Origin of the sequence: Amycolatopsis heterodermiae, from assembly GCF_034929455.1 — a bacterium.
Lineage (GTDB): Bacteria > Actinomycetota > Actinomycetes > Mycobacteriales > Pseudonocardiaceae > Amycolatopsis > Amycolatopsis heterodermiae.
Genome location: NZ_JAYFSI010000005.1, coordinates 309,202 through 327,693 on the forward strand (window position 1 = coordinate 309,202; position 18,492 = coordinate 327,693).

Here is an 18,492-nt window from a genome sequence, read left to right on the forward strand (position 1 = left end):
CGGGCTTTCAGGGACAGGCGGCTTCGACGGCGTCGGCGAACTCCCCGCCGCCGCGGCCGCCCCGCAGCTTCCGCCGGAACTCCGCGAGCCGTTCCGCCATCGCCGTGTCGTGGGCGACCTGCTTGATCAGGTCGGCCACCTCGGCCGCGGTGAACGGCTCACGCAGCCGCACGCCGAGCCCGAGGGCCTCGACCCGGTCCGCGACGGCGTGCTGCTCGCCGATCTGCGGCGCGACGAGCACCGGGACGCCCTGCGCGAGCGCCTCGATCGTGCTCGTCAGGCCGCCGTGGGAGATCGCGACCGACGCGTGGCGCAGGCTGTCGATCATCGGCAGGCTGCGGCGCAGCAGCACCCGGTCCGAGACCGGCCCGACGTCCGCCGGCGTGACCTTGTCCCCCAGCGCCGCCGCGGCGTGCCAGCCGAGCCGGTCGATCCCCTCGAGGCAGGTCCGGAAGAAGCCGATCTTCTCGTTGAAGACCGTGCCGAGCGAAACCACCGCCAAGGGCTGGGAAGCACGCAGCCAGCCGAGCTCCGCCGACTCCTCGGCCGGGCGGATGCACGGGGTGATGAACGTGAACCGGGAGTCGAACGTCTCCCCGCGCGGCTGCATTTCGCGAGGGAACAGCGCGATGTTGCGGTCGGCCTCGTTGTCGAAGAACTGCTCCGGCCGCACGTCCGGTACCCCGGTCTCGGCCAGGAACCCCGCCACCGCACCGAAGAAATCCGCCATCGACTCCTCGGTGTCCGGCCGTGACTCGTAGTCCTGGTGCAGCGAGAACTCGGAGTTCGACGCGAACACCGGCCAGGTGCGGACCAGCGGGATGCCGAAGGCCTGGCCGAGCAGCCAGCCCGACGTGGCCAGCACGTCGGAGACGATGACGTCGGGCCGCTCCTCGCGCACCAGCTTTTCGAGCACCGCGTAGGACGTCCGCGTCTCCTCGAGCATGAGCGACAGCACGTTGCCCATGTCGGCGAGCTCGGCCCGCGCGGAGTCCATCGGGGACTCGTACGGCACGACGTCCACGGACCGGCCGACCTCTTGGGCGAACCCGGTCGCCGCCACGCAGCGCACCCGGTGCCCGCGCGCGGCCAGCTCGGTGAGCCCCGCCATCACGGGGTAGATGTGCCCCCAGGCCGGAATCGACGCGAACAGCACGTACTTCCCCATCACACCCGCCCGTTCCTCGTGGCCACGCCGACCGTCATCCGTTCCGGGAACCGGTCGCCGAGCATGTTCACCTTCCACGGCACGGCCTTCCAGTCCTCCAGCATGCGGAAGTCCCGGTCGCACTCGACCAGTGCGTCGAGGGCGACCTGCAGTTCCAGCCGCGCCAGGTTCGCGCCGACGCAGCGGTGGATCCCGAACCCGAACGCGAGGTGGCGGGCCGGTCCCGGCCGCCGCGGGTCGAACGTGTCGGGACGCTCGAACAGCTCGTCGTCCCGGTTGGCCGCCAACAGCGGCGCGACCACCGTGTCGCCCTTGCGGATCGTGCGGTCGCCGAGCCGGACGTCGGTGGTGGCGAACCGCGGCATCGACTCGCCGTTGTCCCCGGACTGGATCCGCAGGACCTCCTCGACGAAACCCTTGCGCAGCGCCGGATCGCCGGGCGGCTCGGCGCGTAGCCGGCCGAGCCACCCGAACTCCAGCAGGTAGCGCACGGCGACGGCGATCGCGTTGGCCGTGCTGACGTACCCGGCCACGGGCAGGCCGAGCACCATCGTGGCCAGCTCGACGTCGTCGACCGTGCCGTCGTCCTCCTGCGCCCGGATCATGTGCGCGAGCAGGTCGCCGCCGTCCCGGCGGCCCGTGCGGCGCCGCTCGGCGATCAGGTCCCGCACGTAGTCGTTCAGCTGTTTCCAGCCCTCGAGCGCCACCACGCCCTGGGCCTCCGACAGCGGCACGAGCAGCTGGTCGGACAGCCGCTGGAACATTCCGCGGTCCGGCTCGGGCACCCCGACGACCTCGGCGATGACGTTCATCGTCAGCGGTTTCGCGAAGTCCGCCATGACGTCCGCCCGCCCGCTCATGACCTCGAGCAGGGCGTCGGCCTTGCGCCGGATCGCGTCGCGGTACCGCCCGACGTACCCGACCGCGAACGGGCCGGCGACCAGGCCGCGCAGCCGGGTGTGCTCCGGCGGGTCCTGGAAGATCGACTCGTTCGCCTCGGCCGTGCCGCTGCCCCGGCCGGGGTCGATCGGCGACACGCTGAAGTCCAGGCCGCCCAGCACCCGGCGGATGTCGGCGTAACGGCTGACCAGCCAGACGCCGGCGCCGTCCGCCGTCGTGGCCCGCGAGACCGGACAGGTCGCGCGCAGCTCCCGCCAGTCCAGCCCGTCGATGTCCGTCGGCCGGAACCGTTCCACCGGCGGCGGTTCCCGCGAGGTGACCACGGCACCGGGACCTTCTGGTGATGTCACGGCTTCTTCCCTCCCTCTTCGGTCAGCATCAGCCGGGCCGGGCCACGCATGAGCGTGCCGGCCTTCCAGGTGATCGCGGACTCGTCCGGGACGAGCCGCAGCCCGGGCGCGGCGGTGGTCAGGACCTCCAGCGCCACCTGCAGTTCCAGCCGCGCGAGCGGGGCGCCGAGGCAGAAGTGCGCACCGAGCCCGAACCCGAGGTGGGGGTTGGGGGCGCGGCCGAGGTCCACCCGGTCCGGATCGGTGAAGACGCGCGGGTCGCGGTTGGCGATCACGGACGCGGCGACCACGGGCGACCCGGCCTCGACGAGGACGCCGCTCAGCTCGACGTCCTCCAGCGCGTACCGCGGCGTCGTGCCGTTCGCCTCCAGCGGCACGTACCGCATCAGCTCCTCGACCGCCGTCGGGACGAGCGCCGGATCGGCCACCAGGGCACGGAACCGCGAGGGGACCGCCAGCAGCACGTACACGAAGTTCGGCAGCTGGGTGGACGTGGTCTCGTAGCCCGCGACGAGGATGGTCATCACGACGATCACCAGCTCGTCGTCGGTCACCGTGCCGGACTCCCCCTGGACGGCCAGCATGGCCGAGATCAGGTCGTCCCGCGGCCGCCCGCGCCGGTCGGCCACCAGTCCCGCGACGTAGTCCCACATCTGCCCGGTCGCGGCCCAGCGCTCGTCCTCGGAGATGGATGTCGTCGCGAGGCCGGCCTCGGCCCAGTGCCGGAACTGCTCGCGTTCTTCGTAGGGCACGCCCAGCAGGTCGCAGATCACCTTGAGGGTGAACGGCAGCGCGAAGTCCTCGACCCCGTCGAACGCCTCCTCCGCGAGCGCGTCCTTGACCAGCTCCGTGGCGATCGCGGTGGCGCGTTCCCGCAGCCGGGCCACGGTCCGGGCGGTGAACGCGTGCCGGCACACCGAACGGACCCTCGTGTGCTCCGGCGGGTCCATCGCGACGATCCCGCCGCTGAAGTTCTCCTCGGTGACGCGGGGGACGTCCCGCTCGAGCGAGGCGGCGCGGGAGAACCGCGGGTCCGTGAGGACCGTGCGGACGTCGGCGTACCGGGAGACCAGCCACGCCTCTTCGCCGTAGGGGAACCGGACCCGGCTCACCGGTTCCTGCTGCTGCAGAAGGGAATACTCCGGTTCCAGGTCCAGACGGGGCGTCCGCGGGAACGGGAACGACCGGACCGCCATGGTCCACCTCACCTTCGCCCCGGTGACGGGGCCGTCAGCTGGTTGTGCACCACGACCACCTCCGCGCCGCGCCGGGGAACCAGCATCGGTCCCTTCGGGACCACGCGTTCCGGCGCCGCCCGGCGCACGCCCAGCCGGACGTGGCGCAGGATCGTGCTGATGACGGTGCGCATCTCGACGATCGCCAGCGACGCGCCGAGGCACCGGTGGTTCCCGCCACCGAACGGCAGGAAGTGCGCACTCGGCGGTTCGACGGGGTGGAACCGCTCGATCGAGTAGGTCTCCGGGTCCTCGTGCAGGTCCTCGGACAGGTGCAGCAGGCCCAGCGAGACCGCGAACATGGTCCCCGCCGGGAAGACGTAGCCGTCCGACTCCCACGGGCCGAGGGCGATCCGGCCGATGTCCAGGGTCGTCGGCCGGACGCGGATCGACTCGTGGATCGCGGCGTCGAGCACCTTCCAGTCCTCGTCCCGGACGGCGTCCCGCACCTGCGCGAGGGCGCCCGGCGTGCGCAGCACCCGTTCGAAGAACCAGGCCAGCTGCGTGGCCGCCGTCTCCTGCCCGACCGCCAGCAGCGTGACCAGGTGGTCGCGCACCTCCCGGTCGGTGGCCGGGACCCGGTCCTGCCCGGCCAGCAGGTGCGACAGCACGTCGGGACCGCGGCGGCCCGGGTCGGCGGCCAGGGCGGCCCGGCGTTCCCGGATCTCCGCGAAGATGATTTCGTCGACCTCGCGCAGGATCCGCTGGAACGCCGTCCACGGACCGAACCCGCCGAACGACCGGCGCATCACCGGCAGCAGGATGATCAGCGGGTTGAGGTCCAGCAGCCGCGGCACCAGCACCCGCAGCCGGTCCAGCCGGGCGGAGTCGGTGATCCCGAACACCGCTCGGATCATCACCTCGATGGTCACCCGCTGGAAGCAGTCGAGCAGCCGGACCGTCGCGCCTTCCTGCCAGCGCCGGACCTCCTGCTCCACAATGGACACCATCACCTCGACGTAGGCCGCGACGTTCTCACCGTGCAGCGGCCGCATCAGCGCCCGGCGCCGGTCGGTGTGCGCCGGGCCGTCCGACATCAGCAGCGAGTGCTCGCCGACCACGAACCGGATCGACTCGTTGGCGGCCGCCGCGTCGAAGTTGTCCGCGTCGTCCCGCAGGATGCGGCGGATGCCGTCCGGCGTGCTGATGTAGACGACGGTGCCGAAACCCAGGATCCGCGTGGTGAACAGCGGCCCGTACCGCCGCAGGCAGACCTTGCCGAACCGCGCGGGGGCCGCGGCCCACAGCACGGTCTGGAGCAGCGCCGGCAGCCGCGGACCGGGCGGCAGGCCCGTCACCGGTTCTCACCGCTGCCGGCCAGCAGCTTCAGCCACCGGCCGAGGGCACGCAGCGCGAAGGTGTGGGCGATCAGGTCGTCGGTGTAGCACAGGTCGTCGAAGTACAGCCCGACGTTGCTCGGGCGCCACGTACCCCGGTCGTCCTGACGGTCCACCAGCCATTCCACGGCTCGCAGGATGGCCCCGGCGCGGGGGTCTGCACCACCCTTGAGCAACGCGAACAGCGCCCACGCCGTCTCCTCCGCCGTGCTGCCCTCCGGCGGGAGCTCGTGGCGCAGCGGCCAGCCGCCGTCCGCCGCCTGGTTGGCCAGCAACCACTTCCGGGCCGCCCCGGCCTCCGGCGTGCCGCCCCGCCCGCAGTCGGTCAGCACTTCGAGCAGGCGGGAGGTGCCGTGGGTGTTGTCCCGGAACCACACCGACTCGATGGCACCGTCGGCTTCCTGGTGCTCGGTCAGGTAGGCCAGTCCCCTGGCGATCGCGCCCGCCGAGCTCGGCACGCCGAACTGCCGCAACGCCATGATGACGTGAGCCGTCACGCCGGGACACGGCCGGTCGTTCATGATGCTGGTGTTGCGCACCCATTCCGACCACGAACCGTCCTTGTTCTGCATGGTCAGCAGCCAGTGGATGCCGAGCTGGACGGCCGGGTGGGAGCGCGGCAGGCCGAGGTCGGCGAGCACGCCGAGCACCACGGCCGTGTCTTCGGACTCCGGCCAGCCGGACGGGTTGGCCCACCCCCAGCCCCCGGCCGGGATGTCGAACTGGCCGAACGGCTTGTTCCACTGGTTGCGCAGCAGCCATTCCCGGGTGCCCCGCAGCAGCGGTTCGCTCGCCACCTCCTGGAACTCGCCCAGCGCCATGACCGAGTACGCGGTGACGGAGATCTCCAGGTCCCGGTCGATGGCCCACGACCCGTCCGCCCGCTGGGTTTCCAGCAGATAGCGCAGGGACGCGAGCTGCAGGTCCGTCCCGACCCCGGCCTCCCGCAGCCCGAGGTAGACGAACCCGGCGATCATCGGGCACTCCTCGATGCCGCCGTTGGTGCCGGAGATCTCCCGCAGCCAGTCCAGGGCCAGGGGCTCGGCGATCCGGCCGAGGACCCGGCGCGCCAGGCCGCGGTTGATCGTCCGGCTCTGCATGACGCCGAGCGCGAGGATGGCGGGCAGCGCGATCGACACCTTGTTGCGCCACCGCCGCGGCACCAGGATCGCCTCCACGGGCATGTCGGGCTGCTGGTCGAAGTCCCGCAGGCCGGTGAGCGCCCAGATCGTCGGCAGGGCCGCCGGCCACGTCTTCGGTGCCTCGCCGGTCAGGCCGGGGATGACGTTCATCCCGTCGTTCTCGTCGATGAACGTCCGGGCCCGTTCGATGGCGTCGTGGGAGCGCTCGCGATCCGTCTCGTGCAACGCGGCGAGCCCGAACGCGGTCATCCCCGGGCTGCTGGGCCATTCGGCGTCCGCCATGGCCCAGCCCCCGTCGTCGCGCTGGTTCGCCCGCAGCCACCGCACCGCGGACTCGACGCGTTCCCGGTGGGCCTGGGGATCGGCGCGGTTGAGGGAGAGCAGGCCGAGCGCGGTGGCAATCGTCGACGACGAGAGCCGGTCCACCCAGGACCCGTCCTCCCGCTGCCGGTCGTACAGGTGGGTGATCGCGCGTTCGGCGGCCTTCTCCGCCCGCGTCCGAAGCTGGTCGAGGTTCACTGCCCCGCCTTCCCGTGTCGACAGAATGCGCTGCTGCGAAAGGCTTTCGTTCACCCGGCGACGGCGACGATCCGATAGGTGTTGCCGCCGCGTCCGCGCCTGATCACCAGGTGCAGGAGCAGGTCCAGCACGAAGGCGAGACCGAGGAACGGGCCGGCGAGGAGCATCGCGCCCGCCCGGAGCACCCGGCCGGCCGGTCCGCCCCCGCGGCTCAGCCACGGCCACGGTCTCGCCGGTGGCAGGTGGTGGTTGAGCGCGGTCAGCAGCGCGGCCAGGTTGTCGAACGGCTTGTTCGCCGCGCCCAGCTCCACGTGCGACACGGCGAAACCGTGTTCCTCCAGCAGTTCGCGCACGTTGTGCCGGGGCATCAGGTGCAGGTTCTGCGGTGCCATCCAGCAGTACCAGAACCGGCCGTGCAGCCGCGCGTACCGGCTGTGCGGGTTGACCAGCTCGATCAGCACGACCCCGCCGGGGCGCAGCACCTTGCGCACGGCGCTCAGCTCCTCGCGAGGCGAGGTCGTGCGTTCCAGGTAGTGGATCAGGCTGACGACGTCGAACTCGGCGACGTGGTCCTCGGCGAACTCGAGCAGGGGTGTGCACTCCCCGGCGTCCACCCAGCCCCGGTCCTGCGCACGCAGGATCTCCTCGCTGGGATCCAGCGCGTGGAACGTGGTGCCCGGCAGCGAAACGCGGGCCTCACGGCAGAAGTGACCTTGCCGCGCCCCGACGTCGAGCCAGCGTCCGGACCGCGGGTGGTCATCGAGCAGCTGCACGCGCTTGCGGTACGCCGGCCGGCTGCGCTCGGCGATCGAGGCGTAGTGCTCGCGGCCCAGCCCGTCGTAGACGTCGCGGTAGTAGTACGCCAGCCCGGCGTCCGTCAGGCGGGGGTTCTGGAAGACGTGGCCGCACGAACGGCATTCGTCCATGCCGAACGTCCCGGGCTTGCCCTGCCGGGTGTCCGCCAGCCGGATGCGCGGCCCGATCTCCCGGGCCCCGCACCACGGGCACGACTCCGCCCTCGGGTGGAAGAAGTTCCCGCGCTCGCGCTCGTCCGCGTACTCCGCCCGGCGGCGTCGGAGCTCGGCGTCGCCGGATGCCTGTTTCCGGCCAGTCGACACCATTTCCCAACCTTCCGACGGGTGGACCACGGTTTGCTGGACTCGCGCCGGTACCGGTCACGAAGGTAACCGGCCGCCTTCCGGCCGGGCAAATGTTCGCCCGCCGATGCCGCGATCACGCAGGAACGAGCCGATGGTGCGCTGCAGACCGTCCGAAAGGGACACCCGGTTGCGGAACCCGAGGGCGGCCAGCTTGGGGGCGGCACAGTGCTGCCGGCGCAGGACACTGGGCGAGCCGGCGCCGCCGACCACCTCGTAACCGTTGGCCCGGATGGCGTTCGCACGGTCCCAGTCGGACGGTGCGCAGGCTCGCCAGGCCAGGTCGATCATCTCCTCGACCAGCTCCAGCGTCGTCCGGTGCGCGGCGGGCGCCATGTTGAACACCTCACCGCGCGCGGCGGTCTCGAAGGCGATCGTCTCCAGCGCCCGGACGACGTCGGAAACGTAGACGTAGTCCCGGCCGTGCCCCAGCGAGTCCTCGTAGATCACCGGCGGCCGCGCCCCGGCCGGGGCGAACAGCCGGTCCAGTGTCCGCGGCACGATCCGGGAGCCGGTGTTCGGATCGCCGGGCCCGAAGACGTTGCACAGCCGGATGGTCGTCACCGGCAGGCCGAACTCGTAGCCGTACAGCCGCACCAGGTTGTCGGCGGACAGCTTGCCGACGTCGTAGGCCCCGCGGGCCTCCAGCGCCGAGGTCTCGACGTACGCGTCCCCGGTCAGCTCCCCGTAGACCTTGTCCGTGGACGCCAGCACGAACCGCCGCAGGTCCGTGCAGCTCGTCCTGGCGGCCTCGAGCATGTTCATCGTGCCGCCGATGTTGTCGGCCAGTGACCCGCGCGGGTCGCGGAAGGCCGAGTCGATGGTCGAGGACGCGGCCAGGTGGAAGATGATGCCGGGGTCCACCGTGCTGACGACCTTGACGCAGTCGTCGAAGTCGGTCACGTCGATCCGCACGGAGTCGACCAGGTCGTCCGGCCACCGTTCCCGGTCGACGACGGTGACCGGGAACCCCTGCCCCGCCAGGCTCCTGGCCAGGTGCGAGCCGATGAAGCCGCAGCCGCCGGTGATCATCACCGCGGGGCGCGCGCCGTGGTCCATGCGGTTACCCGGCCCCCTCGGTCGGCAGCGGGTCCGCGTCGAGGGTGCCGACGCGCTCGCTGAGCTCGGTCCAGTACTTCGCGTTGTGCTGGGCCAGCGCGGCGATCGTGCTCAGGCAGTGCATCGGGACGTCCCCCAGCGGCGGCAGCGCCTGGCCGGCGACGTTGTGCTTGTCCAGCCAGCGAAGCAGGGCCCGGCCCGCCTCGTTGAACCGCAGCGACGGGTCCTGCCGCAGGGTCCGCATGATGGCGTCGGGCGGCAGGTCGGGCGCGGCGCGGGAGCTGCCCTGACGCCGTGGTGCCCCCGGGTCCCGTCCCGCTCCGCCCGTCTTCGCCGGGTTCTCCCGGCGGGTGGGCACGGCGTCCGCGCCGCGGCTGAGCCGGTTGCGCACGTCCAGCACGGTGGACGGGGCGATGCCCACGGCGCGCGCTATGTCCCGGAGTGACCGGTTCGGGTTGGAGCGCATCAGTTCGCCGGCCAGCCTGCGCCCCTCGGAGCTGTCGAGCGGACGCGTCCGGCCGTCCAGGCCGACCCGCGTGTTCGACTGCGTGTCGCTGACACTCGAACACCTGCGCAGCGCACCCACCGTGGTCGCGGCGAGCCCGGCGACCGAGGCGATCCACCGGTCCGAGCGCGCCGGGTGGGTGACGATGATCCGCGCGGCCGCCGCCTTGCGTTCCTCGACCGACAGCGCCAGGCCGTTGGCCGTGTTCGCCTCGACCGCGAGCACGAAGGCGTCGTCCTCGTCACCGTCGAAGAACCGCACCTCGATGTCCCGCCGGGAACGCAGCTCCGCGGCCCGCAGCCGGTGCGCGCCGTCGATCACGCGCATGGTGGGCCGGTGCACGATGATCGGCGGCAGCTCCTCATCCACTGTGGCCAGTGTGTGGACGTGCTCCCGGCTCATTCCCCCGGTACGCGGGGACGTGCCGGGCCGGAGGAGGTCGATCGGAACAGTTTCCGGTGGTGTTCCAGCCGACTGGTGCGCCCGCAGCAACGACGGTGCGTCACCGTCACCATCCGGCGGGAGGGGCGATGCTTCGCCACGGCCCTGACGGTCCATTGAGCCACCCTTCGGTCCGTCGATGGTGATCATTCTCCGGTGGCCCGTGCACACGGAGCCGCACATTGCGTGCATACAGCCGAAGCCGTACGGTGGGCCTCACTGGGAGGTTCGGGGATGCTGTCGAATCATGGGCTCGATTTCCAGCTGCTGGGGCCGGTCGCCGTCGACCTCCAAGGACAGGCGCTTCCCTTGGGCGGACCGAAGCAGCGAGCCGTTCTGGTGGCACTTCTGTTGCGTGCCAACAACGTCGTGCCGACGAGCCAGCTGCTGCAGCTGGTCTGGTCGGACGTCCCGAACTCGGCCGAGTCCAATTTGCGCACTTACCTGACCCGGTTGCGGCGGCTCCTGCGGGTGCCGGGCGAGGAACAGTCCCGGCTGCTGACCCAGCAGGGCGGGCACCTGGTGGTCGTCCACGACGGCGAACTGGACGTGACCGGTTTCGAAGAGCTGGCCAGGAAGGGCGAGAAGGCCGGCGACGATTCCGTTGCCCGCCAGCACTTCGAGCGCGCGCTGGGCGTGTGGCGGGGAAAGGCGCTGGACAACGTGCCCTTGGGCCCGCCGCTGGCCGCCGAGGCGGCCCGGCTGGAGGCGCGGCGCGAGCACGTCCACGAGCAGTACCTGCAGGCCCGGCTGGCGCTGGGGGAACACGGCGAACTGCTGCCCGAGCTCCGCGCGCTGGTGTTGTGCCACCCGTTGCGGGAGCGGCTGACCTGCATGCTGATGGTGGCCCTGCACCGCTCCGGCCAGCGGGCGGAAGCCCTGAACGTGTTCCGCCAGGCCAGAACCCGCCTCGTCGAGGAGCTCGGCGTGGAGCCCGGCGCCGAGCTGCGCGACCTGCACCAGAGCCTGCTCGCGGACGAAGATCCCGACCAGGGCGTTCCCGCACCGGCCAAAGGACTCGTCGCGCACGCGGAGCCGGGTCAGTCCGATCCGGCACGCTCCGGCGGTGTGCCCGGCCCGGGCGGACACGGCCGGCCACACCGGTTCCGGCTGCCGCGCCCGGCCAGGAAGGCCGTGCTCATCCGGCCGGGCGTGCCCCTCCCCCGGCGCGGCCTCGACCGGCCCGCCCAGGTGCCGGTCGACCTGGCGACGTTCACCGGGCGGACGGCCGAGCTGGCCCAGCTCGTCGGACCGCAGCCGGCTCCCGCACCCCACCAGTACCTGATCACCGCCGTCGACGGCATGGCCGGCGTGGGCAAGACCACGCTGGTGGTCCACGCCGCGCACCAGCTCATGGCGAGCTATCCCGACGGGCACCTCTACCTCGACCTGCACGGCTTCACCAGCGGCGTCGAGCCGCTCACCCCCCACGAAGCCCTCGACCGGATGCTGCGCGCCCTGGACGTCCCGGCCGGCGAGGTCCCGGCCGGCACCGAGGAGCGCGCCAGCCTGTACCGGTCCCTCCTCGCCTCCCGCCGGATGCTCGTGGTCCTCGACAACGCGCACGACGAGGCCCAGGTCGGCCCGCTGCTGCCCGGGGCCGGCGACCACCGGACGCTGATCACCAGCCGGAAGCGGCTGACCGGGCTGCCGCAGGTGCAGTCGCTGTCGCTCGAGGTCCCGCCGCTCACCGAGGCGATCGCCCTGTTCCTGCGGCTCAGCACGGCGAACCGGCTGCCGGGCGAACCGCCGGAGCTGATCGAGGAGATCGTCGAGCTGTGCGGCCGGCTGCCGCTGGCCCTCCGGATCGCCGCGGCACGCCTGTCCCACCGTCCCTCGTGGAACCTCCGCTACCTGCGGGAACGCCTGGCCGACGAGAGGCTGCGGCTGGGGGAGCTGCGCACGGGCGACCACGGCGTGCTCACCGCGTTCGCCCGGTCGATCACCGATCTCGGCCCGGAAGACCAGCGGATGCTCACTGTCCTGGGGCTCCTGCCGGGAAGCGGCATCGAGCTCCACGCCGCCGCGGCGCTGGCCGGGCTGAGCGTCTCGGCCGCGGACCGCCGGCTCGAGGAGCTCGTCGACGCCCACGTGCTCCGGCACACGGCTCCCGGCCGGTACGAGTTCCACCCGCTGATGCACACGCTGGTGGCCGAACGCGCCCGCACCGCGGAGCCGTCCGGAGTACGCGGTGCGCTGCGCCGCGTACTCGACTACTACCTCCACACGGCGGATGCGGCAGGCCGGCTGATCCACTGGGAACGTCCCCACAAGGAGCTCGGCCCGCCGGATCCGCCGGTGACCCCGCTGGCCTTCGGCGACGCCGACGAGGCGCTCGCGTGGTTCGACGGCGCGGAGCCCACCCTGCTGCACCTGATCCGCCTCGCCGAGGAGAACGACCTGCTGACCCACGCGTGGCAGATTTCGGTGCGGCTGCAGGGATTTTTCGACACCAGGCAGCGCTGGGCCGACGGCATCGCCGCCTACGAGGTCGCACTCCGGGCGGTGCGCAGGCTCGGCGACCGCTTCACCGAGTGCGAGCTGCTCCTGGGCGTCGCGTTCGGCTGGACCCAGCTCGGGCAGCACCGGAAGGCCATCGCCCACTACGCGTCGGCCCTGTCGCTCTGCCGGAAGATCGGCCACCACTGCGCCGAGGCGTTCTCGGCGATGGGGCTGGCCGAGGTCTACGGCCGTCAGCACCGGCCCGACGAGGCGATCCGGTACCACCAAAGCGCTCTGGACGTGTACCACCGGGTCGAGGACATCCACGGGTTCCTGGTCGCCCTGGACTACCTGGGCAGCGCCTACCGCGAACACGGGGTGCACGTCACGGCGATCGAGCGCTACCGGCAGGCGGCCGAGGACAGCGAACGGGCCGGCAACGACCCGGACGTCCTGCGTTACCTGATCCACCTCGGCGAGACCCACCGGATCCTCGGCCGGCACGACGAAGCCGTCGAAATCATCATGCGGGCGCTGGATCTGCACACCACGACCGGCGACCGCCGTGTCCTGTCCTACGCCCGGGCCGTGCTGGGCATGCCGAAGACCATCGGCGACGCGGTACTGGCCGGGCCCCTCGGCGCACGGTGACCCGGCGCGGTCACGAGGCGACGTGCGCCCGGACGGCCGCGGCCACCTCCTGCAGGCGGTCCGGCGGGGAGAAGCGGCTACCAGGGAACACCGTCAGCTGGAAGGGGCCCGTCGTGTGGGCCTCCCAGTCCTTGGCCTCGGCGACCGTGACCACGGGGTCGGCGTCGGCGATCAGGACGGTCACCGGGCAGCGCAACGGCTCGCCGGAGGTGTGCCGGTAGGTCTCCGCCGCGTGGTGACCGGCGCGCAGCGCGGGGAGCACCGCGCGCGCGATGCCGTCGTCGAGAAGGGCGTCGCCCAGTTCCGACAGGCAGCGTGCCTCGGCGAGCAGCTGGTCGTCGTCGAGCTGGTGCATCCGCTCGTCCCGGAACGTCGTGGGGCCGCGCCGGCCGGACACGATCAGCGCGGCCACCGCGACACCGGCGGCCTCCAGCCGGCGAGCGGTCTCGTAGGCGATCGTGGCCCCCAGGCCGTGCCCGAAGAGGATCAGGCGCACACCGGTCCAGGGCTCCAGCGCCGTCGCGATCTCGTCGGCGAACGCCGCCACCGTGTCCAGGGGCGGTTCGCCACTGCGGTCCTGCCGCCCCGGGTACTGCAGGCACACCACGTCGACCTCGGGCCCCATGACCCGGGACACCGGGTAGAAGTGGCTCGCGGAACCGCCGGCGGGCGGGAAGCAGACCAGCCGCGCGGCCGGCTGCGAGGCGGGGTGGAACCGCCGCACCCACACGCCGGTCTCCCGGACGACCACCATCGCTGTCCCCTCGGCGAGGACGAGCCCCCAGGCCCGCCGTCCGTCCCCGGCAGCACCACCCGGGCACCACCCGACCACCATCCCGCCCGCCGCGGCGGGCGGGATGGTGGGCAAGCGGTTGCGGTGCTGGAACCCAGGACAGCGGAACGCCGCGCGGGCGGCAACGCTTTTCCCGTCGGCGCCACCCTGGGGACGACCTTTTCCCGCAGGGGAAATCGACTCGTCAGTAGCCTGACGGCCGTCCGGCGAACAACGCGACCCCGAGGCTCGTCGCCTGGTGCACCACGGACTTGCCGCGGCGGGCGCTCGTGACGAGCCCCGAGGTGGACAGCACACCGGCCTGCTTGCTGGCCGCGCCGAGGGAGACGCCCAGCCGTTCGGCCAGTTCCGTCGTGCTGAGCGGGACGAGCAGCAGCCGCAGGCACTCGGCGCGGGTGCGGCCGAGCAGCGGGACCAGGTGCGCGGGGAGCTTCGGCCCGTCCGGCCGGACGGCCCGATCGCCGGGCGCCTGGTACACCAGCACGGGCGGGAGACCCGGGTCGATCCAGGTCACCGGGCTGCCCCAGCAGAAGTGCGACGGCAGGAGCACCAGCCCCCGGCCGGCGAGGTGGACGGTCTTCTCCACCGGGTAGCTGGTGCGCAGCACCCGGCCGTCCCAGCTCAGCACCCCCGGCAGGCTGCCGAGCACCCCGCCGACGCCCTGTTCCGCCAGGTTCCGCGTCTGCCGCGACCACTCGTGCGTGAACACCTCGGTGACCTGCGGCCAGTAGGGGCCGATCAGCGCGTCGTACATCGTGGTGATCGCGCCGGCGGTGGCGTGGACGTGCTCACGCTCGCCGCGGGCCAGCCCCTTCACCCACGACGACGGGGTCCGGTCGGCGAACGTCACGGCCAGGTCGCTCGACAGCCGGTCCGGCGACGTGGCCAGGAAGGCGTCACATCCCTCGGCTATGCTCGACACCCGCTGGAACGGCGTGAGGAAGTCGGGGAAGCCCCCCGTGGCGCGGACCATGGTCTGCAGCAGCCGCAGGGATTCCACGCTCCGCCCGCTGACCCGGCCGGCGATTTCCTGCCGCCAACCGGCAAAGGGTGCAGGCAATTCGTCCTTTTGCGCCTTTTGCAGACCGAGTATCAGTTCCCACATCGGATCGGCTTTGCCGGCCAGCCGAACGCGCTGCACATCTTCGCGCTCGAATACCACTTTCAACATGTGAGTCCCCAGGAATCATGTTCCCCCCACGCGCCGAAGCGTACCGATCTTCGACCCGGCAGGCAAACCTGCCCTCCGGGCCCCGGACACGGTACGAAAACCGCAGGTCGCCGCCGACGTGTGACAACTCGACTCAGGTTGTCCCGCCGGATTCGGCAAAAGCGCCCGCGTGGATTGCAATTGCGGAGGCCTGACGCGCAAGAAGCATTACCGAGCCCCAGGATTCACCAGTACCGCACGGAACAGATCCAGCACGGCGGCGACTGCTCGTCGTGCTCGCACAGCGCGTCGCAGGCGGCTCTCGAACGCCGGTGGTCCGCCAGCCGTCCGCGCAGCCAGGCGCGCACGCTCAGCCGCCGGAGCCGGGGCACCTCCACGTCGTGCTCCCGCGGGAACCATCCTCGAACGGCCATGGCAACGACACCTCGTCGTCTCGTCGGTGACGCCGGCTGGAAGCGCTTTCCCGCTGCTCACACGCCGAGCATGCGCCGCAGGTCCGGGGCGTGGCGCCGGGAAACGGGCACCAGCTCATGGGTCCGGGAGTCCATGATCAGGAACAGCTCGCCCTTGATGCCCCGCTCGATCTCCGCCACCCGGCGCAGGTTCACCAGGAACCGCCGGTGCGCCCGGCGGAACCCGTAGGACGTCAGGGATCGCTCGACGTTGTCCAGGCCGCGGGTCGCGGCCTGGATCCGGCCCCGTTCGGTGACCAGCCAGACGATGTTCCGCTCGGCCTCCGCGTAGCGGATCTCCGATGGGGCCAAAAGGACCAGCCGGTCGTTGCGCATGCCGACGACGCACCGGGGCAGCGGCCCGACCCCGTCGTCGGCGCCGCCTTCGTAGGCTTCGCCTTCCTGCACCCCGAACGCGCACAGCATGCCGACGACGTGGTTCGCGTCGACCACCGACCGCATGGTCACCGGCGTGGGCTCGTCACCGGGGCGCACCGGCAGCCGGGCGTGGCCGCTCCACTCGGCGCTCCCCCGGGCCCGGTCCTTCGCCCACCGCAGCACCTCCGGCAGCCCCGCGATGTCCGGGGTCCACCGCCGCGCCGGTTCGGTCACGCCCGTGACGATGCGGGTTTCGCCGGTCAGCCCGAGCATCGCGACGGCCGATTCGGTGGCGGCGAGCACGTTTCCCCCACGATCCATCGCCAGGAACGAACCGCCGGTGTGCCCGCACTTCCTGGTGAACTCGGCGACGACCTTGTCGGCTTCGTAGACGGCGCGCCGGTAGCTCTCCTGTTCCACGAACGCGGCCGCCTGCGTCAACCACGACGGCACGCGCTCGGACAGCGACGCGTTCCACCGCGAAATGTTGATCGACGCGACCGGCGCGCCCGTCACCACGTCGCGGATGGAGGTGCCCGCGCACGCCCACTGGTGGAACGCTTCGCACCAGTGTTCCGGCCCCGTCACCGTCACCGGGCCGGACACCTCGAGCGACGTGCCCATCCCGTTGGTGCCGGTGCACTCCTCCGACCACGACGACCACGGCGCGAGGTTGTGCAGTTCGGCGCGCCGCTGCGCGGTGGGATCGCCCCAGGCACCGAGGACGCGCCCGTCCCCGTCCGTGACGGTGACGACGGCGCCGTCCCGCTCGACCTCCTGGCCGGCCAGCGCACCGAGGCCGCCGAGCGCGGTGAAGATCACGCCGGTGTCGCTCCGCCGTCCCTCGTCGCCCCGGGCCTCCGGCGCGGCGTCCAGCGTGCGGTCCACGTCGTAGCGATCCCGGCACCGGTACCACGAGGCGAGGATCTCGGGCCGCACGCCCGTTTCGATGTCCTCGCCCCCGGCGAAGCTCTCCCACGCGCGGGCCACTTCCTTCGCCGACGAGGTGGCCGTCAGGGAACCGCCGGACCCGGTCCGGCTCGGTGCGATCACCAGCGGTGGCACTCGTCCCGTCATCGCGACCTCCTTCTCTGCGGCGAAGCGTCTCGAGACAGGTTCGCGCCGTTCGGCCACACCGCTGTGGAACTACCCGATCGGACGGGTGCCCGGGCGAAGAAATCCGGGCAGACTCCGAGGATATGCCGGGCCGGCAGCGAAACGCCGTCCCGACCGCTGGTGGGTGAATGGCCGCCGCCCGTCATCGCCGCACGACCGTTCGTGGGAGGTTCGCCCGCGGTCGTCACGCACCGCTTGCCCTCGCTCCGAAGGCCGGTTTAGCTTGCTACGAAGGCCAAACGTCACGCCCGGGCCCGACAGACCAAAGGCGGTCTACCATGGCACAGGTACGCCAGCTCGATCCGGGCTCCCGCGGCCGTGGTGGCGCAACGGTGTTCCAGGCGTGGGAACGGTTCGCGCGCGGCGGCGACGATCTGAGCGGGGTGCGGCCCGAGATAGCGATTTCCTGGCACCGGTGCCGGGACCAGTACCGGGTCGACCCGGGCCTGACCGAGGCCCCGGCGGCCGTCGCGGACGTCGGCCACGCGCTGGAGCACGACGTCGTGTTCGCCGAACTCGGTTTCCGCGCGGCCTCGCTGGCCCACGAGGTCGGCACCCTCGGCGGCATGGTGACCATCACCGACGGCACGGGCCGGGTGCTGGCCCAGTGGGGTGACCAGGCCACGCAGGACGTCGCCGCCGAAGCCAACCTGGCCCGGTGGTTCTGCTGGTCCGAAGGCGCCACCGGGACGAACGGCATGGGCACCGCGCTCATGTCCTACGCCCCGGTGCTGATCCGCGGCGCCGAGCACTGGTGCCGGGCGTTCCACGACTGGACCTGCGCCGGGGTGGCGGTGCGGGACGTCGTGACCCGGGAACCGGTGGCGGTGCTCAACATCTCGTGCTGGCGCGGCGACCTCCCCGGCACGGTGGGGGCCTGGCTCGGCAACGCCGCGACGATGACCCAGCGCATCCTGCGCCGGCGCGCCAAGGACGACGGCGCCGAGCTGATGGCCGCCTTCAGCCACGTCCGGTCGGGCTCGAGCGCGGCGCTCGCGGCGGTGGACGCCGCGGGCCGGGTCGTGCTCGCCGACGACACGGCGGGCGTGCTCCTCGGCATCCCGGGCTCCACACCGGCGCCCGATCCCGCGGTGCGGTGGAAACCGGAGTTACCGGAGTTCATCCGTGCCGCCAAGTACGCCGCCGAGCAGGCGGCGCGCAACCCCGGCTGGGCCGGCTCGACGCAGATCTCCACCCGGCTCGCCAGCGAACCGACGTCGATCAGCTTCCAGCCGGTGTTCCTGTCCGGGCACCTGGTCGGCAACGTCGTTTCGTTCGGCGTGGCCGAAGGGGATCCGCTGCCCCGGGCGAAGGAGGACGTGCCACCGCACGTGCAGCCGCACCGGATGGTCGCGACGCGCGAGAACCGCATGGTCCTGCTGTGGCTGCCCGAAGTCTCCTTCGCGCAGTCGGACGGCAACGACGTCTGGCTGTCCACCGACCAGGGACTGCTGCGCTCCGCCTCGCCGGGCCTCGACCGGCTCGAAGCCGAGCTGACCGATTCCGGGTTCCTCCGGGTGCACCGCCAGTACGTGGTGAACCTCAGCCGGATCCGGGAGGTCGAGCGCCGGCACAAGGGTGAGCTGTTCCTGGTCATGGACGACGACGCCCAGACCATGGTCCCGGTCTCCCGGCGCAACGCCCCGACCGTGCGCCGGGCGCTGGAGATCTGACCC

The 18,492-nt window shown here is 72.1% G+C and carries 14 protein-coding genes; 2 read left to right on the forward strand and 12 right to left on the reverse strand.

The window, feature by feature from the left end:
- Window positions 1-7: 7 nt before the first annotated feature.
- From VA596_RS23635 to VA596_RS23670, 8 genes are read right to left on the reverse strand one after another with little or no spacing between them, the layout of a single operon-like run.
- Window positions 8-1,168 carry a macrolide family glycosyltransferase gene (locus VA596_RS23635; RefSeq protein ID WP_323330103.1) on the reverse strand — a complete coding sequence of 387 codons (1,161 nt, stop codon included), beginning with the start codon at window positions 1,166-1,168 and terminating at the stop codon, window positions 8-10.
- Window positions 1,168-2,418 (reverse strand): cytochrome P450, encoded by a 1,251-nt coding sequence (locus VA596_RS23640; RefSeq protein ID WP_323330105.1) that lies wholly within the window; start codon window positions 2,416-2,418, stop codon window positions 1,168-1,170. The genes VA596_RS23635 and VA596_RS23640 overlap by 1 nt, the downstream gene beginning before the upstream one ends.
- Window positions 2,415-3,614, reverse strand: a complete 1,200-nt coding sequence (locus VA596_RS23645) for a cytochrome P450 (protein ID WP_323330107.1) — start codon at window positions 3,612-3,614, stop codon at window positions 2,415-2,417. Before VA596_RS23645 ends, VA596_RS23640 begins: the two co-directional genes overlap by 4 nt.
- 8 nt (window positions 3,615-3,622) lie before the next feature.
- Entirely contained in the window at window positions 3,623-4,951 is a 1,329-nt protein-coding gene (locus VA596_RS23650) for a cytochrome P450 (RefSeq protein WP_323330108.1), read from the reverse strand.
- Window positions 4,948-6,651: a prenyltransferase/squalene oxidase repeat-containing protein gene (locus VA596_RS23655; RefSeq protein WP_323330109.1), complete on the reverse strand. Its 1,704-nt coding sequence runs from the start codon at window positions 6,649-6,651 to the stop codon at window positions 4,948-4,950. The genes VA596_RS23650 and VA596_RS23655 overlap by 4 nt, the downstream gene beginning before the upstream one ends.
- Before the next feature lie 50 nt (window positions 6,652-6,701).
- Window positions 6,702-7,772 (reverse strand): class I SAM-dependent methyltransferase, encoded by a 1,071-nt coding sequence (locus VA596_RS23660; protein ID WP_323330111.1) that lies wholly within the window; start codon window positions 7,770-7,772, stop codon window positions 6,702-6,704.
- A gap of 54 nt (window positions 7,773-7,826) precedes the next feature.
- On the reverse strand, window positions 7,827-8,867 hold the full coding sequence (locus VA596_RS23665) for an NAD-dependent epimerase/dehydratase family protein (protein WP_323330112.1): 1,041 nt from the start codon (window positions 8,865-8,867) through the stop codon (window positions 7,827-7,829).
- Window positions 8,868-8,871: 4 nt separating this feature from the next.
- Complete coding sequence (locus VA596_RS23670) at window positions 8,872-9,741, reverse strand: ParB/RepB/Spo0J family partition protein (protein ID WP_323330114.1); 870 nt, start codon at window positions 9,739-9,741, stop codon at window positions 8,872-8,874.
- A 306-nt stretch (window positions 9,742-10,047) separates the two neighbouring features.
- On the opposite strand from VA596_RS23670, the gene VA596_RS23675 reads away from it, so the two are divergent.
- Window positions 10,048-12,906, forward strand: coding sequence for an AfsR/SARP family transcriptional regulator (locus VA596_RS23675; RefSeq protein WP_323330115.1), 2,859 nt, complete (start codon window positions 10,048-10,050; stop codon window positions 12,904-12,906).
- A gap of 10 nt (window positions 12,907-12,916) precedes the next feature.
- On the opposite strand, the gene VA596_RS23680 is transcribed toward VA596_RS23675, so the two are convergent.
- The 4 genes from VA596_RS23680 to VA596_RS23695 form a co-directional block, all read right to left on the reverse strand.
- Window positions 12,917-13,774 carry a thioesterase II family protein gene (locus VA596_RS23680; protein WP_323330117.1) on the reverse strand — a complete coding sequence of 286 codons (858 nt, stop codon included), beginning with the start codon at window positions 13,772-13,774 and terminating at the stop codon, window positions 12,917-12,919.
- A 109-nt stretch (window positions 13,775-13,883) separates the two neighbouring features.
- On the reverse strand, window positions 13,884-14,699 hold the full coding sequence (locus tag VA596_RS23685) for a winged helix-turn-helix domain-containing protein (RefSeq protein WP_323330118.1): 816 nt from the start codon (window positions 14,697-14,699) through the stop codon (window positions 13,884-13,886).
- 395 nt (window positions 14,700-15,094) lie between these two features.
- Entirely contained in the window at window positions 15,095-15,283 is a 189-nt protein-coding gene (locus VA596_RS23690; protein WP_323330119.1) for a hypothetical protein, read from the reverse strand.
- Between the two features lie 57 nt (window positions 15,284-15,340).
- A complete protein-coding gene (locus tag VA596_RS23695) occupies window positions 15,341-16,777 on the reverse strand; it encodes a DNA-binding protein (RefSeq protein ID WP_323330121.1) in 1,437 nt (478 codons plus the stop codon).
- A gap of 317 nt (window positions 16,778-17,094) precedes the next feature.
- On the opposite strand from VA596_RS23695, the gene VA596_RS23700 reads away from it, so the two are divergent.
- Complete coding sequence (locus VA596_RS23700) at window positions 17,095-18,489, forward strand: DNA-binding protein (protein ID WP_323330122.1); 1,395 nt, start codon at window positions 17,095-17,097, stop codon at window positions 18,487-18,489.
- Window positions 18,490-18,492: the final 3 nt, after the last annotated feature.